13 protein-coding genes are annotated in these 18,033 nt (G+C 43.1%); 11 read left to right on the top strand and 2 right to left on the bottom strand.

Annotated features, from left to right (window positions below):
* Positions 1–89 precede the first annotated feature (89 nt).
* The gene (locus NI465_RS14490; RefSeq protein ID WP_225554346.1) at positions 90–239 is read left to right on the top strand and encodes a hypothetical protein; all 150 of its coding nucleotides are present in this window, start codon (positions 90–92) and stop codon (positions 237–239) included.
* 256 nt (positions 240–495) lie between these two features.
* On the opposite strand, the gene NI465_RS14485 is transcribed toward NI465_RS14490, so the two are convergent.
* Positions 496–825 (bottom strand): DUF4236 domain-containing protein, encoded by a 330-nt coding sequence (locus tag NI465_RS14485; protein ID WP_253145793.1) that lies wholly within the window; start codon positions 823–825, stop codon positions 496–498.
* Positions 826–1,033: 208 nt separating this feature from the next.
* On the opposite strand from NI465_RS14485, the gene NI465_RS14480 reads away from it, so the two are divergent.
* The 10 genes from NI465_RS14480 to NI465_RS14435 all read left to right on the top strand — a co-directional run bounded on the left by NI465_RS14480 (position 1,034) and on the right by NI465_RS14435 (position 17,583).
* Positions 1,034–1,900, top strand: coding sequence for a BrxR family helix-turn-helix transcriptional regulator (locus NI465_RS14480; protein WP_253145792.1), 867 nt, complete (start codon positions 1,034–1,036; stop codon positions 1,898–1,900).
* A gap of 11 nt (positions 1,901–1,911) precedes the next feature.
* Positions 1,912–2,523: a DUF1819 family protein gene (locus NI465_RS14475; protein WP_253145791.1), complete on the top strand. Its 612-nt coding sequence runs from the start codon at positions 1,912–1,914 to the stop codon at positions 2,521–2,523.
* Positions 2,524–2,539: 16 nt separating this feature from the next.
* On the top strand, positions 2,540–3,115 hold the full coding sequence (locus NI465_RS14470; protein ID WP_092692664.1) for a DUF1788 domain-containing protein: 576 nt from the start codon (positions 2,540–2,542) through the stop codon (positions 3,113–3,115).
* 40 nt (positions 3,116–3,155) lie between these two features.
* Positions 3,156–6,824 (top strand): BREX system P-loop protein BrxC, encoded by a 3,669-nt coding sequence (gene brxC / locus NI465_RS14465; protein ID WP_253145790.1) that lies wholly within the window; start codon positions 3,156–3,158, stop codon positions 6,822–6,824.
* A 46-nt stretch (positions 6,825–6,870) separates the two neighbouring features.
* The gene (gene pglX / locus NI465_RS14460) at positions 6,871–10,407 is read left to right on the top strand and encodes a BREX-1 system adenine-specific DNA-methyltransferase PglX (protein ID WP_253145789.1); all 3,537 of its coding nucleotides are present in this window, start codon (positions 6,871–6,873) and stop codon (positions 10,405–10,407) included.
* Positions 10,407–11,180 (top strand): hypothetical protein, encoded by a 774-nt coding sequence (locus NI465_RS14455; protein ID WP_253145788.1) that lies wholly within the window; start codon positions 10,407–10,409, stop codon positions 11,178–11,180. The genes pglX and NI465_RS14455 overlap by 1 nt, the downstream gene beginning before the upstream one ends.
* Positions 11,177–13,801 carry a BREX-1 system phosphatase PglZ type A gene (pglZ, locus tag NI465_RS14450; RefSeq protein ID WP_253145786.1) on the top strand — a complete coding sequence of 875 codons (2,625 nt, stop codon included), beginning with the start codon at positions 11,177–11,179 and terminating at the stop codon, positions 13,799–13,801. Before NI465_RS14455 ends, pglZ begins: the two co-directional genes overlap by 4 nt.
* Before the next feature lie 29 nt (positions 13,802–13,830).
* Complete coding sequence (brxL, locus tag NI465_RS14445) at positions 13,831–15,870, top strand: protease Lon-related BREX system protein BrxL (protein ID WP_253145783.1); 2,040 nt, start codon at positions 13,831–13,833, stop codon at positions 15,868–15,870.
* A gap of 316 nt (positions 15,871–16,186) precedes the next feature.
* Positions 16,187–16,459, top strand: coding sequence for a hypothetical protein (locus NI465_RS14440; protein WP_225554357.1), 273 nt, complete (start codon positions 16,187–16,189; stop codon positions 16,457–16,459).
* Positions 16,460–16,785: 326 nt separating this feature from the next.
* The gene (locus tag NI465_RS14435) at positions 16,786–17,583 is read left to right on the top strand and encodes an abortive infection family protein (protein ID WP_074382664.1); all 798 of its coding nucleotides are present in this window, start codon (positions 16,786–16,788) and stop codon (positions 17,581–17,583) included.
* A gap of 310 nt (positions 17,584–17,893) precedes the next feature.
* Here the strand turns inward: NI465_RS14435 and NI465_RS14430 are convergent.
* Positions 17,894–18,033: transposase domain-containing protein (locus NI465_RS14430; RefSeq protein ID WP_139364496.1), on the bottom strand; the 140-nt coding region annotated here is incomplete at its 5' end.

The following is an 18,033-nucleotide window of genomic DNA, read 5'->3' as shown; positions in this document are numbered from 1 at the left end:
ATATCACTTTGATTCATCGTATTGAAATATTGATGTTACAAAATAGTACTATTCATGTGATTGATTTAAATCAAATAGGGGATTGCAAAATGAAAAGTTTACTAACAACATTACAAGGCTTATTAGTACGTGAGCCGTCAGATTTAACCTCACAAACAATTGCTAAAATGGATTTAACCATTCATCGCCAATACCAAGATCAACAGGTGATACTATTACGTACTGACTATTTAGAATAGTCTGAATAATTAAAAAAACACACAAAATAATGAAGCTATAAAAAAGCTCCTTTAAAAAACCGCAATTCATTAAAACTACAACAAAACTTACTTTTAAGCTGTGCGATCATCAATATACTGTGAGCCACAGTCGCTGATTTAAATATAGAGTAGTAGCGAGAATCGCGCTGTAGTTTCTGAAGGATCTTAATATCCTTAGTTTGCCCACTCACCCATGTGGGCATTTTTTTTTGATCAAAATACAATGTTGTTTTTGCTAAAAAATGACGGCACCCACAATAAAACACAATATTCCAAAAATAATCCAAGGCCAGATCTTTGTCTTCGGTTGTTCTAAATTCTGAGGATTATATTCCGTGTGTTCTAGCGATGTCGGTTGTGGAACACGGGTCTTTTTAGAGTAAGGCTGGTGTTTAGAGTAAGATAGTCCCGTACCTGGAATACCGACACTGGTTCGCGTACCTTTTTTTCCAACATTTAGAGAAGCACCGGGTTTGCCAATGCTCGCACTGCTGATGCCCTTATGCGTCAGATTAATTTTTAATCCGGGGAACAGTTTAATACTCTTGCGAAATCTAAAGCCCATATTTCTCTCATTCTAAAATTTAGCTCAATTCACGCTCTATAGCAGGATCCATGATCTTCTAGAGATCGTACTTTGACGGCTATCATCACGATACTAGTATATTTTTTATCTGGTGATTGCAATACTACCTTAAAATACCGTCAAAAATCTTTACTGTATATTTGCTGTAGGGTAATCTTAAAACTGCTATTTATTGACTGATTGGTATATGACGACAGATAAGCATGAAGTCCTGCTACGAATGCGAGCGATCGAGCTGCTTGCTTACTGGGAGGGTCGTTTGGTCACCAATCGCTTGATGAGCTGGTTTGGGCTCAGTCGACAGCAGGCTTCTACTGATATCAAACGCTATAATACGCTGTATAACCCCGATGCCTTAATCCATGATCCATCGGTAAAAGGCTATGTGCCTAAAGCCAGTTTTCAACCGGTACTGACTACAGCGCATATCAATGAGTATCTCAACGTGCTCTCGGGCTTGGTCAGTGAATCGCATGCCCTGATTGCGACACCAGAACCGAATCTCTCAGCGGTACAGTTACCCGATCGCAGTGTGCGTCCTGAAGTCATCAGGGAAGTGTTGCGTGCCTGTCGAACACAAAGCTGTCTCAAAATTATTTATGCCTCCATGCAGAATCCGCAGTGGCATGAGCGCATGATTTCCCCGCATACCCTGGTTTATACCGGATTCCGTTGGCATGTTCGTGCCTATTGCCATCAGAGCAAGCAGTTTAAGGACTTTTTACTCTCCAGAATTGATCGCACACCTGTGGTGATGGCGATTGATGCAGTAGACCCTGTTCAGGACCAACAATGGCATGAAGAAATCATGCTGACGCTGATGCCTAATTCAAAATTGAATGAATCACAAAAAGCCTTGGTCGAAAAAGACTTTGGCATGCCGGATGGCAGATTACAGATTTCGGTCAAAAAAGCCCTGGCTCACTATACCTTGCAGCGCTATCAGGCTGCGATCACGCTGGCTGAGGCGGAAGATGCCTTGAAATATCCTCTGGTTTTACAAGGTTCAGATATCGAAAAACTGTCGTCTTATCTGTTTGATCAGGCGTCATAAGGAGATTGGCCATGATGGATCAATTTCATTATGACAGTGACCTGAGCGGTGGTTCACTGATGGTGCGTGAAAGTCGGCTGATCGCGGATCTGTTATTGCGAGAAGCGACCACAGAGCAGTGGTATCAGGCGATTCAGGTTGAAAATGTTTTGCAAAAAAGAACTGCTGCATCGGCACAACGCAATGCCACCGCCATTCGTAAGCGTCTGGAACGCTTAGAGCCAGATTTCTGGAAAGCCCTACGTGATGGGGATGATGAACTGGCGACCCAAGTGGCTTTTTGTGGGGCTTTAGAACGTAATCTTTTACTGGTTGAGTTTATGGAGACGGTGCTTCGAGAAGCCTATATTTCCCAGGCTCAACACTTGGACAGTTATATCTGGTCAGACTTTCTGGATGAGCGCTCACAACGCGATCCGGATATCTGTGAATGGAAAGAGTCCAGCAAGAAAAAAATGGGGCAGGTGGTCTTTCGCATGCTGGCAGAAGCCGGTTACTTAAAAAGTACCCGTAAGCTGGAGTTGCAGCGTGTGATCGTCCGGGCAGAGCTGCGTAGCCTGTTGGAAGAACATTATAAACAACGTATTAAAAGATCTATGGAAGTGTGGGTATGGACGCGGTAGTTGTAGAGGGGCAGCAATGAGTCAAGCAATACATGAGCGTCTGAATCAGATTCCAGAGCGTATTCTTTCAACCGAGTTTTTAACCGGTCAGGGGCTAGGCAATGAAATTGGATTCTGGATTTTTGATTATGCGCCTGAAGATGAGCTGAAAGTCCGCGAATATATTCATTTTCTGGAAGGGATGCTGGAGAAAAAACACAGTCAACTGAAGGTGGTGAATATTAATCTGCTACAAGCAGTGGTGGATTACCTGGCTGAGCGCAACTTTATCGATAAAGCCATTCAGATGCAAAAAGCCAAAGGCGATGAGGCGCTCATCAAAGCACTGAAAGGTCCATTGCATATGGATAAGTTTGCGCCGTATCTGGTGAGCAAATATGCCACCAATGAGCAAGATATAGTGTTGATGACGGGGGTGGGGTCGGTTTGGCCGCTATTACGTGCACATCATTTGTTAAACAGTTTGCATTCCTTGCTGGGGCATAAGCCGGTCGTATTGTTTTATCCGGGCTATTACGACGGTCAGGCCATGAGTTTATTTGGAAAAATCCCAAGCAACAATTACTACAGAGCCTTCAGATTGGTGCCATAAGCACGACAAATAGCCATAAAAATTCGGGGAATTGATTGAGATGAATATTAAAGAACTTTTTTACAAGCCATTAGATCGTGCAATTAACGGGGTGGTGAAGGCAGATCAGGATGATAATGCCACGGTTTACCAGGAGCTGGATGAGTACGTGGTCACCAATGAGCTGGAAAAGCATTTTCGTGACTTTTTCCAGTCCTATGGTACAGACCTCAGCGACCCTTCGATTGCCAATCGTGTCGGCGTGTGGATTTCTGGCTTCTTTGGTTCAGGTAAATCGCATTTTCTGAAAACCTTGTCCTATATTCTGGCCAATAAAGTGGCAAGCGATGCTGAAGGTAAGGAACGTAGCGCAGCCGAGTTCTTTGATGAATCTAAAATCCGTGATGCGTTTATCCGTGCCGATATTGGCAAGGCCGTCAGCCATCATGCCGATGTCATCCTGTTTAACATCGACAGTAAAGCCAGTTCCAATGACGATGGCAATCCGATCCTGAATGTGTTTTTACGGGTGTTTAACGAGTATCAGGGTTTTAGCGCTGATCATCCACACATTGCCCATATGGAGCGCCACCTGAGTCAGAAAGGGGTGTATGAACGCTTTAAACAGGCTTTTGAGCAGTCCAGTGGTCTCTCTTGGCTGGATGAACGTGATGGCTTTCAGTTTTATCAGGATGATGTCGAAACAGCGATTTCTCAGGCACTGAACCTATCCGCTGAAGCTGCGCATAAATGGTTTGAAGATTCTGAGCAGACCTTTAGTGTTTCGGTGGAAAACTTCTGTCAGTGGGTCAAAGAATACCTGGACAGTAAAGGACCACAGCAACGGATGCTGTTCCTGGTCGATGAAGTGGGCCAGTTTATTGGTAGTGATACCCGCTTGATGCTGACCCTGCAGACCATTACTGAAAATCTGGGCACCATTTGTAAAGGCCGGGCCTGGATTATTGTCACCTCACAAGCGGACATCGACGCGGTTTTAGGCGAGCTGTCTTCTTCCAAAGCCAATGACTTCTCTAAGATTGCCGGACGTTTTAAAACCCGTTTATCACTGTCCAGTTCCAATACCGATGAAGTCATCCAGAAACGTTTACTGCGCAAGACCCCGGAAGCTGAAGCACTGCTCAGATCGGTGTTTGAGCAAAAGGGCGATATCTTAAAAAACCAGATTACCTTTGACCGTTCAGGACCAACACTGAAAAATTTCGATGGTCCTGACAGCTTTGTGAATAACTATCCTTTTGCGCCGTATCATTTTCAACTGGTGCAGAAAGTTTTTGAAGAAATCCGTAAAGTCGGTGCGACCGGTGCACATCTGGCCTATGGTGAGCGATCTATGCTGGATGCGTTCCAGATGGCCGCTAAAGCCATTGGAACGGATGAGGTGGGGGCTTTGGTTCCATTCCACCGATTCTACAGTTCAGTAGAAGGATTTCTGGATACAGCAGTGAAGCGTACCATCGACCAGGCCGGTGAGAATAAGACCCTGGATGGTTTCGATGTGCAAATGCTGCGTACCCTGTTCATGATCCGCTATGTCGATATCATTAAAGGCACCCTAGATAACCTGGTGACCCTGTCGATTGAGAAAATCGACGAAGATAAGCTGGCATTACGCAAGCGGATTGAAGAAAGCCTGCTGCGTCTGGAAAAGGAAAGCCTGATTACCCGCAATGGCGATGAGTTCCTGTTCCTGACCAATGAAGAACGTGATATCACCCGAAAAATTAAAGCCACTGACTTAGCTGCTTCAGAAGAAAATAAAGAGTTAGCCAATCTCATTTTTAAAGATTTACTCCGGGATCAGAACAAGTACCGCCATCAGGCCAATAAAATGGACTATGTGGTGGGTCGTTTTCTGGATAGCCATAGCCTAGATGGCAAGTATGAGAGTGATTTGAAAGTTGAAATCATTTCTCCTTTAGATACTGAATACAACCTTTACAGCGAAGCCTTTTGTATTGGTAAAAGTGCTGAAGGACAGGGGCTCTTTAAACTCGGTGATGACAAGCAGTTCTTTAATGAGCTCAGAACTTGGCTGAAAACCAATAAATTCATTCGTTTAAATGATGATGGCACCCAGTCCGATATCACCCGTATTCTGACAGACCGTGGCCGTGAGAACCAGGAACGTAAAAAACGTCTGCGTGCCCGGGTCGAGGAAATGCTGCTGGACGCGGAAAGTTATGCCTTGGGTCAACATCTGCAGCTTTCATCTTCTAGCCCTTCCAGCAAGCTGGATGAGGCGTGTCGTTATCTGCTGGAAAACACCTATACCAAACTGAGCTATCTGCAGGTCTATCAGCAGGATGCTTGGCGTGAACTGAACGCCGTATTGACTGTAGATGATATGGCACAGCTGGGATTATCCCTAGATGGTGGGCAGACGAATCCGAAAGCCCTACAGGAAGTGGAACAGTATATTTCGCTGCGTGCAACCGGTACAGAACGTATTCTGGTGTCTGACGTGGTCGAGCGTTTTGCTAAACGTCCTTATGGTTGGCCGGATGCCGAGATTTTACTACTGGCAGGTCAATTGGCTGCGATGGGACGAATTTCGCTGCAGTTAAATGGGGGAACCTTGCAGCTGAAAGATGCGCTGGAACCTTTACAGAACAGCCGCCGTCGCCGTGAAGTTGCCATCATTAAAAAGCGTCAGACTGATGATCAGATATTGAAACAGGCGCGTCAACTGACTCAAGACCTATTCTCGGCCATGGGACCAGCGACAGAGAAAGAGCTGTTTGAATTCTATACCCAACATTTTAAAAACTGGTTAGCCAACTTTAAGTCGTATAAGAGCAAAACCGATGTCGGGCAATTCCCTGGCAAGAAAGTCATTGAACGGTCTATCTTAAGCTTGGATCGCTTGCTGGCCAATAGCGACAGCTTCGATTTCTTTAAGGCCGTGGTTGATAACAAGGATGACTATCTGGATCTGGAAGAAGACTACCGTGATATTCATGAATTCTTTAGTAACCAGATGCCGAGCTGGCAACAACTGCAACAGGCCTTACGTCATTTTGAGAAAAATAAACAGGCATTGGGCAGTGATGAGGTGGCAAAGAAAGCCCTCTCTGAATTACATCGTATATCCACCCTTGAATCGCCCTACGGCCTGTTAAATAAAATCGCTGATTTGGTTCGCACCGTGGAAAGTGTCAATCAACGCTTACTAACTGAAAAACGCAGTCAGGCGCTAGAGCAGCTGGATGACAAGATCAAACAGCTGGAAGCTGAAATCAAGAACAGCGGCATTGCTACAGCTGAGCTGAGTAACAAGCTACTGCGTCCGCTGCAATTGCTCAAAGCGGATATTGAAGTGGAAAGCAGCCTGTCCACCATTTACATGCTGCAAACCCAAACCGCCGTCGAGCGTTTTGATGAAGCCTTGTATGAGCTGGAACGAGAAGTTCAGACTGAAATTCAGCGTCAGGCCAAAGCGGCACAACTGGCTCAGAGCAAAGCAGAGAGCGTAACCAGCACAGCAACTACTGCCAGCCCAGTAGCAGCTGCTGTGAGTCCGGTAAAGCCCGTGATCGCCGTAGTGCCGCCGAAACCGGTGGTGGAAGTCGATGTCGCCAGCATTTACAGCAAAACCTCCAGCAGCGTCTATCTGGAAACAGAAGAGTCGGTGGATCAGTTTGTAGACGCACTCAAAGCTGAATTGAAAAAAATTGTGAGTGACAAAAAGCGTGTGCGTATCCGCTAACAGGGCTTAGGGATATCGGCATCAGTCATTAATTAAAGGTTTAAAGATGAATACCAGTAATATTAAAAAATACGCACCGCAAGCACGTAACGATTTTATCGCAGCGATGCGCAAGCAGGCCGCCAAATTTGGCATCACCGCAGACAGCATTTTACCGGCAGAACAGAAAGGGGACTTGCTGCTGATTGGCGATCAGGTTTTTCCACTGTCGGTACTGAAACCGCGTGACAAGCTGATCAAACGCATTCAAGCCAGCAGTTTTGAGCAGACGATTGATTATATCGCTTACAGTTGGTTTAACCGTCTCTGTGCGATTCGTTACATGGAATGCAAAGGCTTACTGGATCATGGTCGCCGTGTACTGAGTAGTGCAGATGGTAGTGCAGGCTTGCCGCAGATTCTGGAAGAATGTCTGGATATTGACCTACCGGGTTTAAATGCCAGCCGTGTGGCTGAACTCAAACTGGATGGCAATAAAGACGAAGAACTGTACCGTGAACTGTTACTGGCTCAATGTCATGCGTTGAATCAGGTGATGCCACTGCTGTTCGAACAGGTTTCTGATGAGTCAGAACTGTTATTACCGGATAACCTGACCAAAACCGATTCGTTGATTCGTGATTTGGTGAGCAGCATTCCGGAAGAAGACTGGTCGGATGTGCAGATTATTGGCTGGCTGTATCAGTTCTATATTTCTGAAAAGAAAGATCAGGTGATTGGTAAAGTCGTCAAGAGTGAAGACATTCCTGCAGCGACACAACTCTTCACCCCGAACTGGATTGTGAAGTATTTGGTGCAAAACAGTGTTGGTCGTCTATGGATGATGGCACAGCCAGAAAGTATGCTTGCCAGTGAGTGGGAATACTATATTCAGCCGGCTGAGCAAAGTAATGAAGTCAATGCACAGTTAAAACAGCTGATTGATGTGCGGATCAGTGAAGATGGCGATACCTTAAACCCTGAAAGCATTATGGTACTCGATCCGGCTTGTGGTTCGGGGCATATTCTGGTGGAGGCCTATGATTGCCTCAAAGCAATTTATCTGGAACGTGGTTACCGCAGCCGTGATATTCCACGTTTGATTCTGGAAAATAACCTGTACGGGATTGATATTGATACCCGTGCTGCGCAGCTCTCTAGCTTTGCACTATTAATGAAAGCACGTGAGGATGACCGCCGTTTATTTAGCAATCCACCGAAGCTGAATATTATTGCGTTGCAAGACAGCCAACCTGAACGTTTAGACGCATTGAGTCAGGATTTGGCAAACACTGGTATTGCGCAGGCGGATTTAAAAGAACTGCTGGAATTATTTGAACACTCTTCAACGTTTGGTTCTTTGATTCAAATCCCTCAAGCATTCGCTAAGAAACTACCTGATTTAGAAAGCAAGCTGAATACAGCATTAGAATCAGGCGATATTTTTGCGCAGCAGTCAGCACAAGAGTTATTGCCTTTAGTACAACAAGCTAAATTACTCGGTAAGCAATATGATGGCGTGATTGCGAATCCGCCGTATATGGGCAATAAATATTTGAATTCCTTATTAAGGGATTATTTGAAAGAAAATTATAAAGATTATGAAAAGGATATTTTTTCTAGCTTCATGATTAGAAATTTGAGTTTTTCTAAAAATAGTGGATTTTTGGGTTTCATGTCACCAATGGTTTGGATGTTTATTTCATCTTATGAAAAATTACGAAATCATTTCATTGACCAATCAGTGATAAATAGCTTAATTCAACTTGAATATAATGCTTCAGGTGAGGTGCGAGTACCTCTATGTGCATTTACACTTTCAAAATATCATGTCAAAAATTTCATAGGATCATATATCCGTTTAACTTCTTTTCCTGGTTATGATATTCAATCGGTTAAAGTTTTAGAAGCAATAAGAGATCCTAAATGCCCTTGGTTATATACTTCAAAGCCAGATTATTTTAAAAAAATTTCTGGGAGCCCAATCGCATATTGGTTGAGTAAGCAAGTCATAGACATATTCGAGAATAGCAAATCCCTAGGTGAAATAGCACAAGCTAAGCAAGGCTTAGCTACAGCGGATAATAATCAATTTCTAAGAGCATGGTTTGAGGTAAGTTCTGAGAAAATTGGATTTAGGCAATCCAACTGTAAAGATGCTTTAATTTCTAACCAAAAATGGTTCCCATATAATAAAGGCGGTGCATATCGTAAATGGTATGGTAATCAAGAGTTCATTGTTAATTGGGAAAATGATGGATATGAAATTAGGCATCATTTTGATGAGAAGGGAAAACAGAGATCTCGTCCACAGAATACACAATGTTATTTTAAAGAGTCTATTAGTTGGTCTGATATTACGTCATCTGTACCAAGTTTTCGTTATTTCCCAAGCGGGTTTATCTATGACATTACTGGTATGTCGGCACAGTCAAATGATACTAGAACGTTACACAAAGTTTTAGCATTTTGTAATTCTAAGGTGGTGGAATGGATTTCAAGTTCAATTAATCCTACATTGCATTTTCAAATTGGAAACTATCAAAAATTGCCAGCCTTGGATTTTGCATTAGAACGTGTCAAATTAGATCAAGTAGAGACTTTAATAGACATTTCTCGCTCTGATTGGAATTTCTACGAAACATCATGGGACTTTACCCAAAACCCAATCATTCGTACTCAAGAACCGTCTTTAGAGCAAGCCTTTAATACATGGCAACAGCAAAATGCTGACGCCGTTGCAGAAATGAAACGTCTGGAAGAAGAAAACAACAAGCTGTTTATTGATGCTTATGGTTTACAGGACGAACTGACACCAGATGTCCCAGATGAGCAAATTACCCTTACCCGTGCCAACCGTGAAAAAGACAGCCAGCGTTTAGTCTCTTATGCCCTTGGTTGCATGATGGGGCGTTATAACTTGGACGAACCAGGTCTGATCTATGCCCATGCAGGCAATCAAGACTTTGATGCCAGCCGTTATCAAACATTCCCAGCCGATGCAGACGGCATTATTCCATTGACCGAAATGCACTGGTTTGAAGATGATGCCACCCATCGTATCCAAGAGTTCTTAACTGCGGTTTGGGGTAAAGACACGCTGGATACCAATATGCAATGGTTGGCAGAAAGCTTGGATAAAAAAGCCAGTGAAACAGCAGAAGACACCATTCGCCGTTACCTCGCCAGCAAGTTCTATAAAGACCATATGCAGACCTATAAAAAGCGTCCAATCTATTGGTTATTTAGCAGTGGTAAGCAAGGGGCTTTTCAGGCATTGGTGTACTTGCACCGCTATAACGAAAGTACCTTGGCTCGTATGCGTACTGAATACGTGATGCCACTGATTTCCAAAATGGCTGCCTATGCTAATTCTCTAGAAACAGCAAAAGAAAGCAGTGACTCTGCGGCTGAAATCAAACGCATCGAGAAAAAACTGCAAGATTTACATAAGCAACAAGCTGAACTGAGTAGCTTTGAGGAAAAACTGCGCCATTATGCCGATCAGCGTATTTCACTGGATCTAGATGATGGGGTAAAAGTGAACTATGGCAAGTTTGGGGACTTGTTGGCTGAAGTGAAAGCAGTGACGGGGGAGAAGTAATGGATTATCAAGAACGCCTAGTTTGTTTTATTGATCTCTTGGGCTTTCAATCTGCCATAGATCAGTCATTACATGATGGCAAAGTGATAGAAGCACTCTATAGGGTTATTCATGAGTTAAAAGAACACACTTTAAAAAAAGGAATATATGGGACGATTCCAGTTTTTCTAGCTCACCCTGATAAACCATTTCAGTTAGCATCTGATGTATATGGTGAAAATGTCATCGATGAATTATCTGAATTATTTCCATTAGATATTACTCAATTTTCAGACTCATTGGTTATTTCATGTCCTAGTAGTGACTCAGGATCTTGTTTGTTGCTACTTAAATGCATTTATTTTATAAAAATTATGGTTTTTTATAATTTAGGAATGATGTTGCGTGGTGGAATTGCATTAGGAAAATTAATTCATGAGGAAGGAGGGGCATTGTTTGGCCCAGCAATGAATGAGGCTTATTACATAGAGTCTAAACTGGCGAACTATCCAAGAGTGCTCATTTCTGAAAATGCGTATGACCATTTAATAAAATCTAATGAAGATCATCCTCTTTTAAAGCCTATTTTTTCTTCTAATGATGATTATAAAGTTTTTGATTTAATTAGTGTTTTTGAATGTCCTGAAATTAAAATCAAATTCGAACTTGAGCAACTTAAAGCAGTTGAACAAGATATTCTAGAAAATTCTGAAAAAGCATATCCAAAAATAAAATACTTATTGGATAGGTGGTTACAAAAACAGACTGAACCAGAGTTGGTGGTGTCTCAATGAAATTAGATCAAATTAAACTAGGTCTAGAACAAGCTTTTTTTACTGAACAGCACCGAATTGTCTTTTGGTACGACGCTGAACAGTCCTTTAGCGAAGAAGTAAAAGCGTTAAATCTGGGGGATGTCCAGATTCTGAATATGGCAGAAGAATCCAGCCTTGCGATTAAGCTTAAACTGGAACTTGAGGATCAGCAGGGTAAATACTTGCTGTATTTCCCAAGTGCTGAGCCTGAAACTGAAAAAGACTGGTTACTGGACATCAAGCTGTATTCACGCAGCTTCTATGCCGATCGTTTCTCGATTATTTTCAATGAGCTTGGCTTACAACAGCAAAGTTTAAGAGAACATCTGGCTAAACGTGAAGAGTTTCTCAAAGCCAAAGCACGTCTAAGCGCGTTAAAACGCTATATTCAGCCTGATGCCGAGGCACAGGATCTGGATATGGCCATGATTGCTGCTGTGGTCAAGGCCGACAGTGCCGAGCTGATGCATATTGTCCTGGCACTGGCAGATGAAATGGTACAGCAGAACCTGGCTCTGGAAGTCAATCCAGACTCCTTTGCTGAACTGGAAAAATTCCAACTGGTGCCAGCTTTAGTCACCGCATTACAGGCGGAAATTGGTTATCCAGCATCGGTTGAAGAATTGAATGGGGAAGCACCATTCAAGCTTGGTACGTTCTTTATCCGTTTGATGACTACAGGTTTCTGTGAAAGCTTGGGCGATATACCGCTATGGGCTCAAGAACTGGTGATGTCATCCGTCAGCTCCCGTGCAACAGCCAGAGCCTTCTTGTCGCGCTGGAGAGACAGCTCCAAATACTACCCAACCTTCGATACACTCTCCCAGACCGTGGCCAATGCACTGCGGATCCAAGAAAAGGTCGGGGCTTTTGATCTTGAGCAGCTGCTCGATGTCATGACTTTTGAAGTGATTGAACAAAAGATCATTGTTGATTTGGCCAGTCATATCCCTGCAGCAGCCAAAGCTGAACTGGAACATTTCAGAACGATTATTTCTACCCGTCTGGATGGCTATTGGGCGTCCAAACATAAGGACGATGCAACCCGCCGTAAATACCGTACCGTCTATACAGCGTTGCAGGCAGCGATTGAGCTGTTCAGCCTGCGACTGCTGTTTGATGCCGGTTTCTATTTCGACTCTAGCGAAGCCTTGTATAAAGCCTACGAGCAAGAGTTGTATCGCTTTGATATGGCCTATCGCCACTACAGTGCTGCTTCTCAACGCGCTCATGTCGATATCCTGAAAAAACTCGATGAAGAAGTCGAAAATTGCTATTCCTACTGGTTTATTGACCACTTGGCACGTAACTGGGGAGAGCGGGTTGAAGCTGAGCAACGCTTGAATGTTTGGAAAGTGGCAGATATCCCAAATCAGCAGAACTTCTACGATACCCACGTCAGACCCTTACTCAATTCTGCAACGAAACGCCGTATTGTGGTAATTATCAGTGATGCTTTCCGTTATGAAGCTGCGGTAGAGCTGCGTGATCGTATCAATGAAAAGCGTTATTCTGAAGCGACCTTGTCTTCACAGCTGGGTGTTGTACCAAGTTACACCACACTTGGCATGGCCTCGTTGTTGCCGCATCAGACTTTGGAGTACAAAGAGGCCGCAGGGGATGATGTTTTAGTAGATGGGCAGTCCAGCAAAGGGACTGCAGCACGATCCAAAATTCTGGCTGCCTATAATGGATTGGCGGTTACCGCTGAAACGGTAAAAGGCTGGTCGCGTGATGAAGGTCGTGAAGCGCTGAAAGACCATGAGCTGATTTACGTTTATCACAACGTGATTGATGCACGCGGTGACAGCGCCTCGACAGAATCAGAAACCTTTATGGCGGTAGAACATGCCATTGAAGAGCTGACCGAACTCAGCCGCAAAATCTTAATGCACTTCAATATTTCTACCCTGTTGATTACAGCCGACCATGGCTTCCTGTTCCAGCAAAGTAAACTGGAATCTGCGGATCGTTCAAGCTTGACTGGAAAACCTGCCAATACATTGAAGAGCAAAAAACGCTATGTGATTGGGCATGGTTTACCAGAGAGCAAGGAAGCCTGGAAAGGCTCAACCCAAGCTACGGCAGGCACATTATCTGCGACTGATTTCTGGATTCCAAAAGGGGCGAACCGTTTCCATTTTGTAGGAGGCTCACGTTTTGTGCATGGCGGCATCATGCCTCAGGAAATTGTGGTGCCGGTACTGACTGTAAAACAGCTACGTGGTGAAAAGGCTGGACAGCGGACCAAGCGTAAAGTTGAGGTCATTTCTACCAAATCCACGCTGAAGATGGTCAATAACATCCAGAAGTTTGATTTGATGCAAACTGAAGCTGTCAGTGAGCTTGTCATGCCAGTGACTTTATCCATTGCCATTTATGATGGGGATCTCAAAGTTTCCAGTGAAGAAACTTTGACTTTTGATAGCACTACCGATTCTGTTGCCGATCGGGTCAAACAGGTCAGACTGTCATTGTCTGGCACTGATTTTGACCGTAAGAAAGATTACTTCCTGGTACTGAAGGACAAAGACCTTAATATCGAGATGCAACGCTATAAGGTCACCATTGATTTGGCATTTACCGATGACTTCTTCTAATAACGAATTAACGATAGAGCGTAGCCTACATGGAATCTGCTAACGATAAAGAACTGGATCAGCTGCTGAATGAACACTTTGCTGGGCGGGTGGTACGTAAGGATCTGACTAAACTGATCAAAGAAGGGGCCAATGTCCCGGTCTATGTACTTGAATACCTGCTGGGAATGTACTGTGCCTCGGATGATCCAGAGATCATTGAACAGGGACTACGTAACGTAAAGACCGTACTGGCTGAGAATTATGTCCGACCGGATGAAGCCGAGAAGGTGAAATCCCTGGTCCGTGAACGTGGCAGTTATAAAGTCATTGATCGGGTCACGGTGAAGCTGAATGAGCGTAAGGACAAATACGAAGCCTCCTTTAGTAATCTAGGTATCAAAGATGCCGAGATCTCGGCAGGCATCGTCAAAGAGTATGAAAAGCTGCTGGTTGGTGGAATTTGGGTCATCGCCACCCTTAGCTACTACTTTGATGAAGGGCAGACCTGTTCTCCATTTGGCGTGAGCTTACTCAAGCCGATTCAGATGCCCAATATGAATATGGAGGAGCTATTCAATGGACGAGCAGCGTTAACCACTGATCAGTGGCGCGAGAGTTTAATCCGTTCGATCGGTATGGAGCCGGCTTCCTTAAAAGAGGAGGTGCAATGGCACTTGTTGGCACGCATGATTCCTTTTGTCGAAAACAACTATAACGTCTGTGAGCTGGGGCCACGCGGTACCGGTAAAAGCCATATTTACAAAGAGTGTTCACCGAACAGTATTTTAGTCTCGGGTGGGCAAACGACTGTCGCCAATCTGTTCTATAACATGAGTAGCCGCCGTATTGGTCTGGTGGGGTTATGGGATGTAGTGGCTTTTGATGAAGTCGCCGGTATTTCCTTTAAGGACAAAGATGGCGTGCAGATCATGAAAGACTACATGGCATCGGGATCTTTTGCCCGTGGCCGGGAACAGATGGAAGCATCTGCTTCAATGGTTTTTGTGGGTAATATTAACCAAAGCGTCGAATCGTTGGTAAAAACCAGCCATCTCTTGGCACCTTTCCCTGAAGCCATGATCGATTCGGCATTCTTCGATCGTTTTCATGCTTATATCCCCGGCTGGGAAATTCCGAAGATGCGCCCGGAGTTCTTCACCAACCGTTATGGATTGATCGTTGATTATCTGGCTGAATTCTTCCGGGAAATGCGTAAGCGTAGCTTTGCAGACTCGATTGAGAAGTACTTCAAGCTCGGTAACAACCTGAATCAGCGTGATGTGATCGCAGTTCGCAAGACGGTTTCCGGATTGATGAAGCTGCTCTACCCACACGGTCAGTTTAATAAAGAAGATGTACGGCAATGTCTGGAATATGCGCTGCAGGTACGCCGTCGTGTCAAAGAGCAGCTGAAGAAAATTGGTGGCATGGAATTCTATGACGTTCATTTCAGCTACATCGATAATGATACCTTAGAAGAACATTTTGTATCGGTAAAAGAGCAGGGTGGTGGCGGACTGATTCCAGAAGGTCCAGCCAAGCCAGGTTTCTTATATACCATCGGGCTCAGTAATAAAGGCATGCCGGGGTTATACCGCTTAGAACTTCAAGTCACCAAAGGTTCAGGAAAGCTGGCGACGTCAGGCTTATGGAATTCAAGCAGTGCCAAGGAGCAGGTCAAGATCGCATTTGACTACTTCAAGGCCAATGCATCCAGAATATCGGGTGGTAGTAAGGTGATGGAACATGACTTCCACTTACATGTGGTTGAATTACAGAATACCGGCCCGCTCAGCCATCTTGCTCTGCCAAGTTTAGTGGCTTTCGCTTCTGGTCTCTTAGGACGATCGGTTCAAAGTCAGATGGTGGTACTGGGTGATATGAGCTTGGGTGGTTCTGTGACACCGGTGGAAAGTATTGCCGAATGTCTGCAAGTTGCTTTTGATGCGGGTGCCAAGAAGGTTGCTTTGCCAATGAGTAGTGCGGCAGATATCCCAACGATTCCTGTGGAACTGTTTACCAAGTTCCAGACCAGCTTCTATGCAGATCCGGTAGATGCGGTGTTTAAAGGGCTAGGGGTGGATTAATTTCATATCTGTCTGGAAGAGTTACAGTAGATTGTTTTAAATTCAGTTTCTCAAGTTAAACATCATGTTGTAAAAGCATACTGCCTCTTTAAAAGAGGCAGTATTTTTTCTAGTCCGTGATCATTAAACAAAAAGCAATGAACTGTACTGCTGAACCAAGAGATTAATGAAAGACTCAAAAGAGAGAATTATCATATTTATAGTCATTCTTGATTGCTTTCTATTCTGGGCTGACTATTGTGGGCAGGACATTACCTCACTATTATAAAATATTGAGATAATCATTATTTCAAGCAACTCGAGAGGCTTAAATCTCATGACTAAAAAATCTTCTGAACCTCACGCGAAAATGTCGGCAGAATCTCAAGAAAAAGTACAAGAACCCGCTAGAGAAATGAAGGATGAAAAAATCCCTTTACCCGAATTGCATCAGACCAGGGATGTTTCTGAAAAAGTAACTGAATCCAGAGAATTATTGGGCAAGCAAATGTCAGCGAACCTGATTGCGATCGCAGAACTTATCAATAAACCCATTCCTCAAATGCAGGTGGATGAACATGGTGTTTTTCACGAGGTTAAAAGTAACTGATATGTATAGCTAAATTCCAAATAAATCACCGCAGTAATCTTTGAAGTAGCTGAGCAGCCTGGGATTGAGTTATGCGTTGATCGCAGATTTCCTGCAAGACCGACAATCGTTTAAGTTCTTTATCCGACATAGACACCAACATATCAAACCGTCCGCTAACGAAATTGCAAAAGTGCATATTCTAAAAGCGGACATTTTTACTTTGGAGAAACCGGACATTTCTATTTTGGAGTTACACCTGAATTTCGCATAAGAGATTTTATGTTAAATATTAAGTTTGTATGATAAAACAATAATTATTACTTTTTTAATTTTATTAAATACTTATGTCAAAGATCCCTTTAAATCTTATAGCTATTCTTTCAGAAATGCTTCCAGAATATGAAAGCCATGCAACCTTAGATAATTTATTCTTGTATGCTGAAATTAATTCTGAAATTCCTGATGTAAGTAAGCCTGCAAAAGTTCAACAAGTACTGATGAATGTGAATAAGTCTGATCCTGACCCACTAAAAGTTCTAGGGAAAGTATTAGAAAAATATTTAGATGGAGGAATTCTTTACCCTAGAGATCAAGATAGATTTGATCAACAGATAGAAAGTATAAAAAAAATTCTATCTGATAATTCTTTGCTTTACATAAAAGGGGGAATTATTAGCGGTTCACTGACAACTCCTACAAAAAGCTTAGAGAGCGTTATAAAAGGACTAGAAATACCTGCATTAGATCAGGAGTTTATGAGAGCTCTGACACATGTAGATGCTAGCCCAAGAGAAGCAGTGTCAGCAGCAAGTAATATTCTAGAATCGATTTGCAAGGTTTATATAGCAGAAAATAACTTAGCGATGCCTAATAAAAAAGATTTAAAAAACCTATTTGATGTTGTAAGAAAATCTTTAAATATTCAGAGAGATTCAGTCGAAGATGAAGATCTCTTGAGAATTATTTCTGGAATTATTTCTGTTGTAGATGGAATAGCCTCTTTAAGAACACATGCTAGTTCGGCACATGGTGCTGGAGTAAAACAGTACAACTTAAAACCAAGACATGCCAGACTTGCTATTCATGCTGCTCATACAATAGGGCTATATGTCTTAGAAAGCTGGAAAGAATCCAAAAAATAAAGCTTTCTTTCTAAAAAACAGGAGCCATGAGATCCTGTTTTTTAGATAAGAAATTTTATATTAAATAGCACAATAGTTAATGAAATTCAGTTATTTGTAGTTCTAAACTTTAAGTATTTTACTTGTTTGATCTCTAAATTTTTGCCCAAATAATTTAAAGTTATTAGCTTCGAATCTAATTCTACCGGCAACTATACAAGGTGAAACTCGTAAATGGCTTGCCATCTCAGAAACTCCTTTATCAGTGTGTGGATAGCTATAAAATATGTTATTTGGAATGTAAGCATCCGCTGAACGCCATCGCCAAGTTTTAACGGGGTTCAGGTTTCCAGCGGTGAGGTAGTAATTCTTCTATTTGAGGCACTTTATGTGTTGGCAACCTTTTCAGCACATCACTTAAATAGGCATACGGATCCAAGCCATTCAGCTTTGCTGACTGGATTAAAGTCA

The organism is Acinetobacter lwoffii (genome assembly GCF_024129855.1).
GTDB lineage: Bacteria > Pseudomonadota > Gammaproteobacteria > Pseudomonadales > Moraxellaceae > Acinetobacter > Acinetobacter lwoffii_L.
The sequence above is the reverse complement of the archived record's forward strand: the minus strand, read 5'-3'. Positions and strand labels throughout refer to the sequence as shown.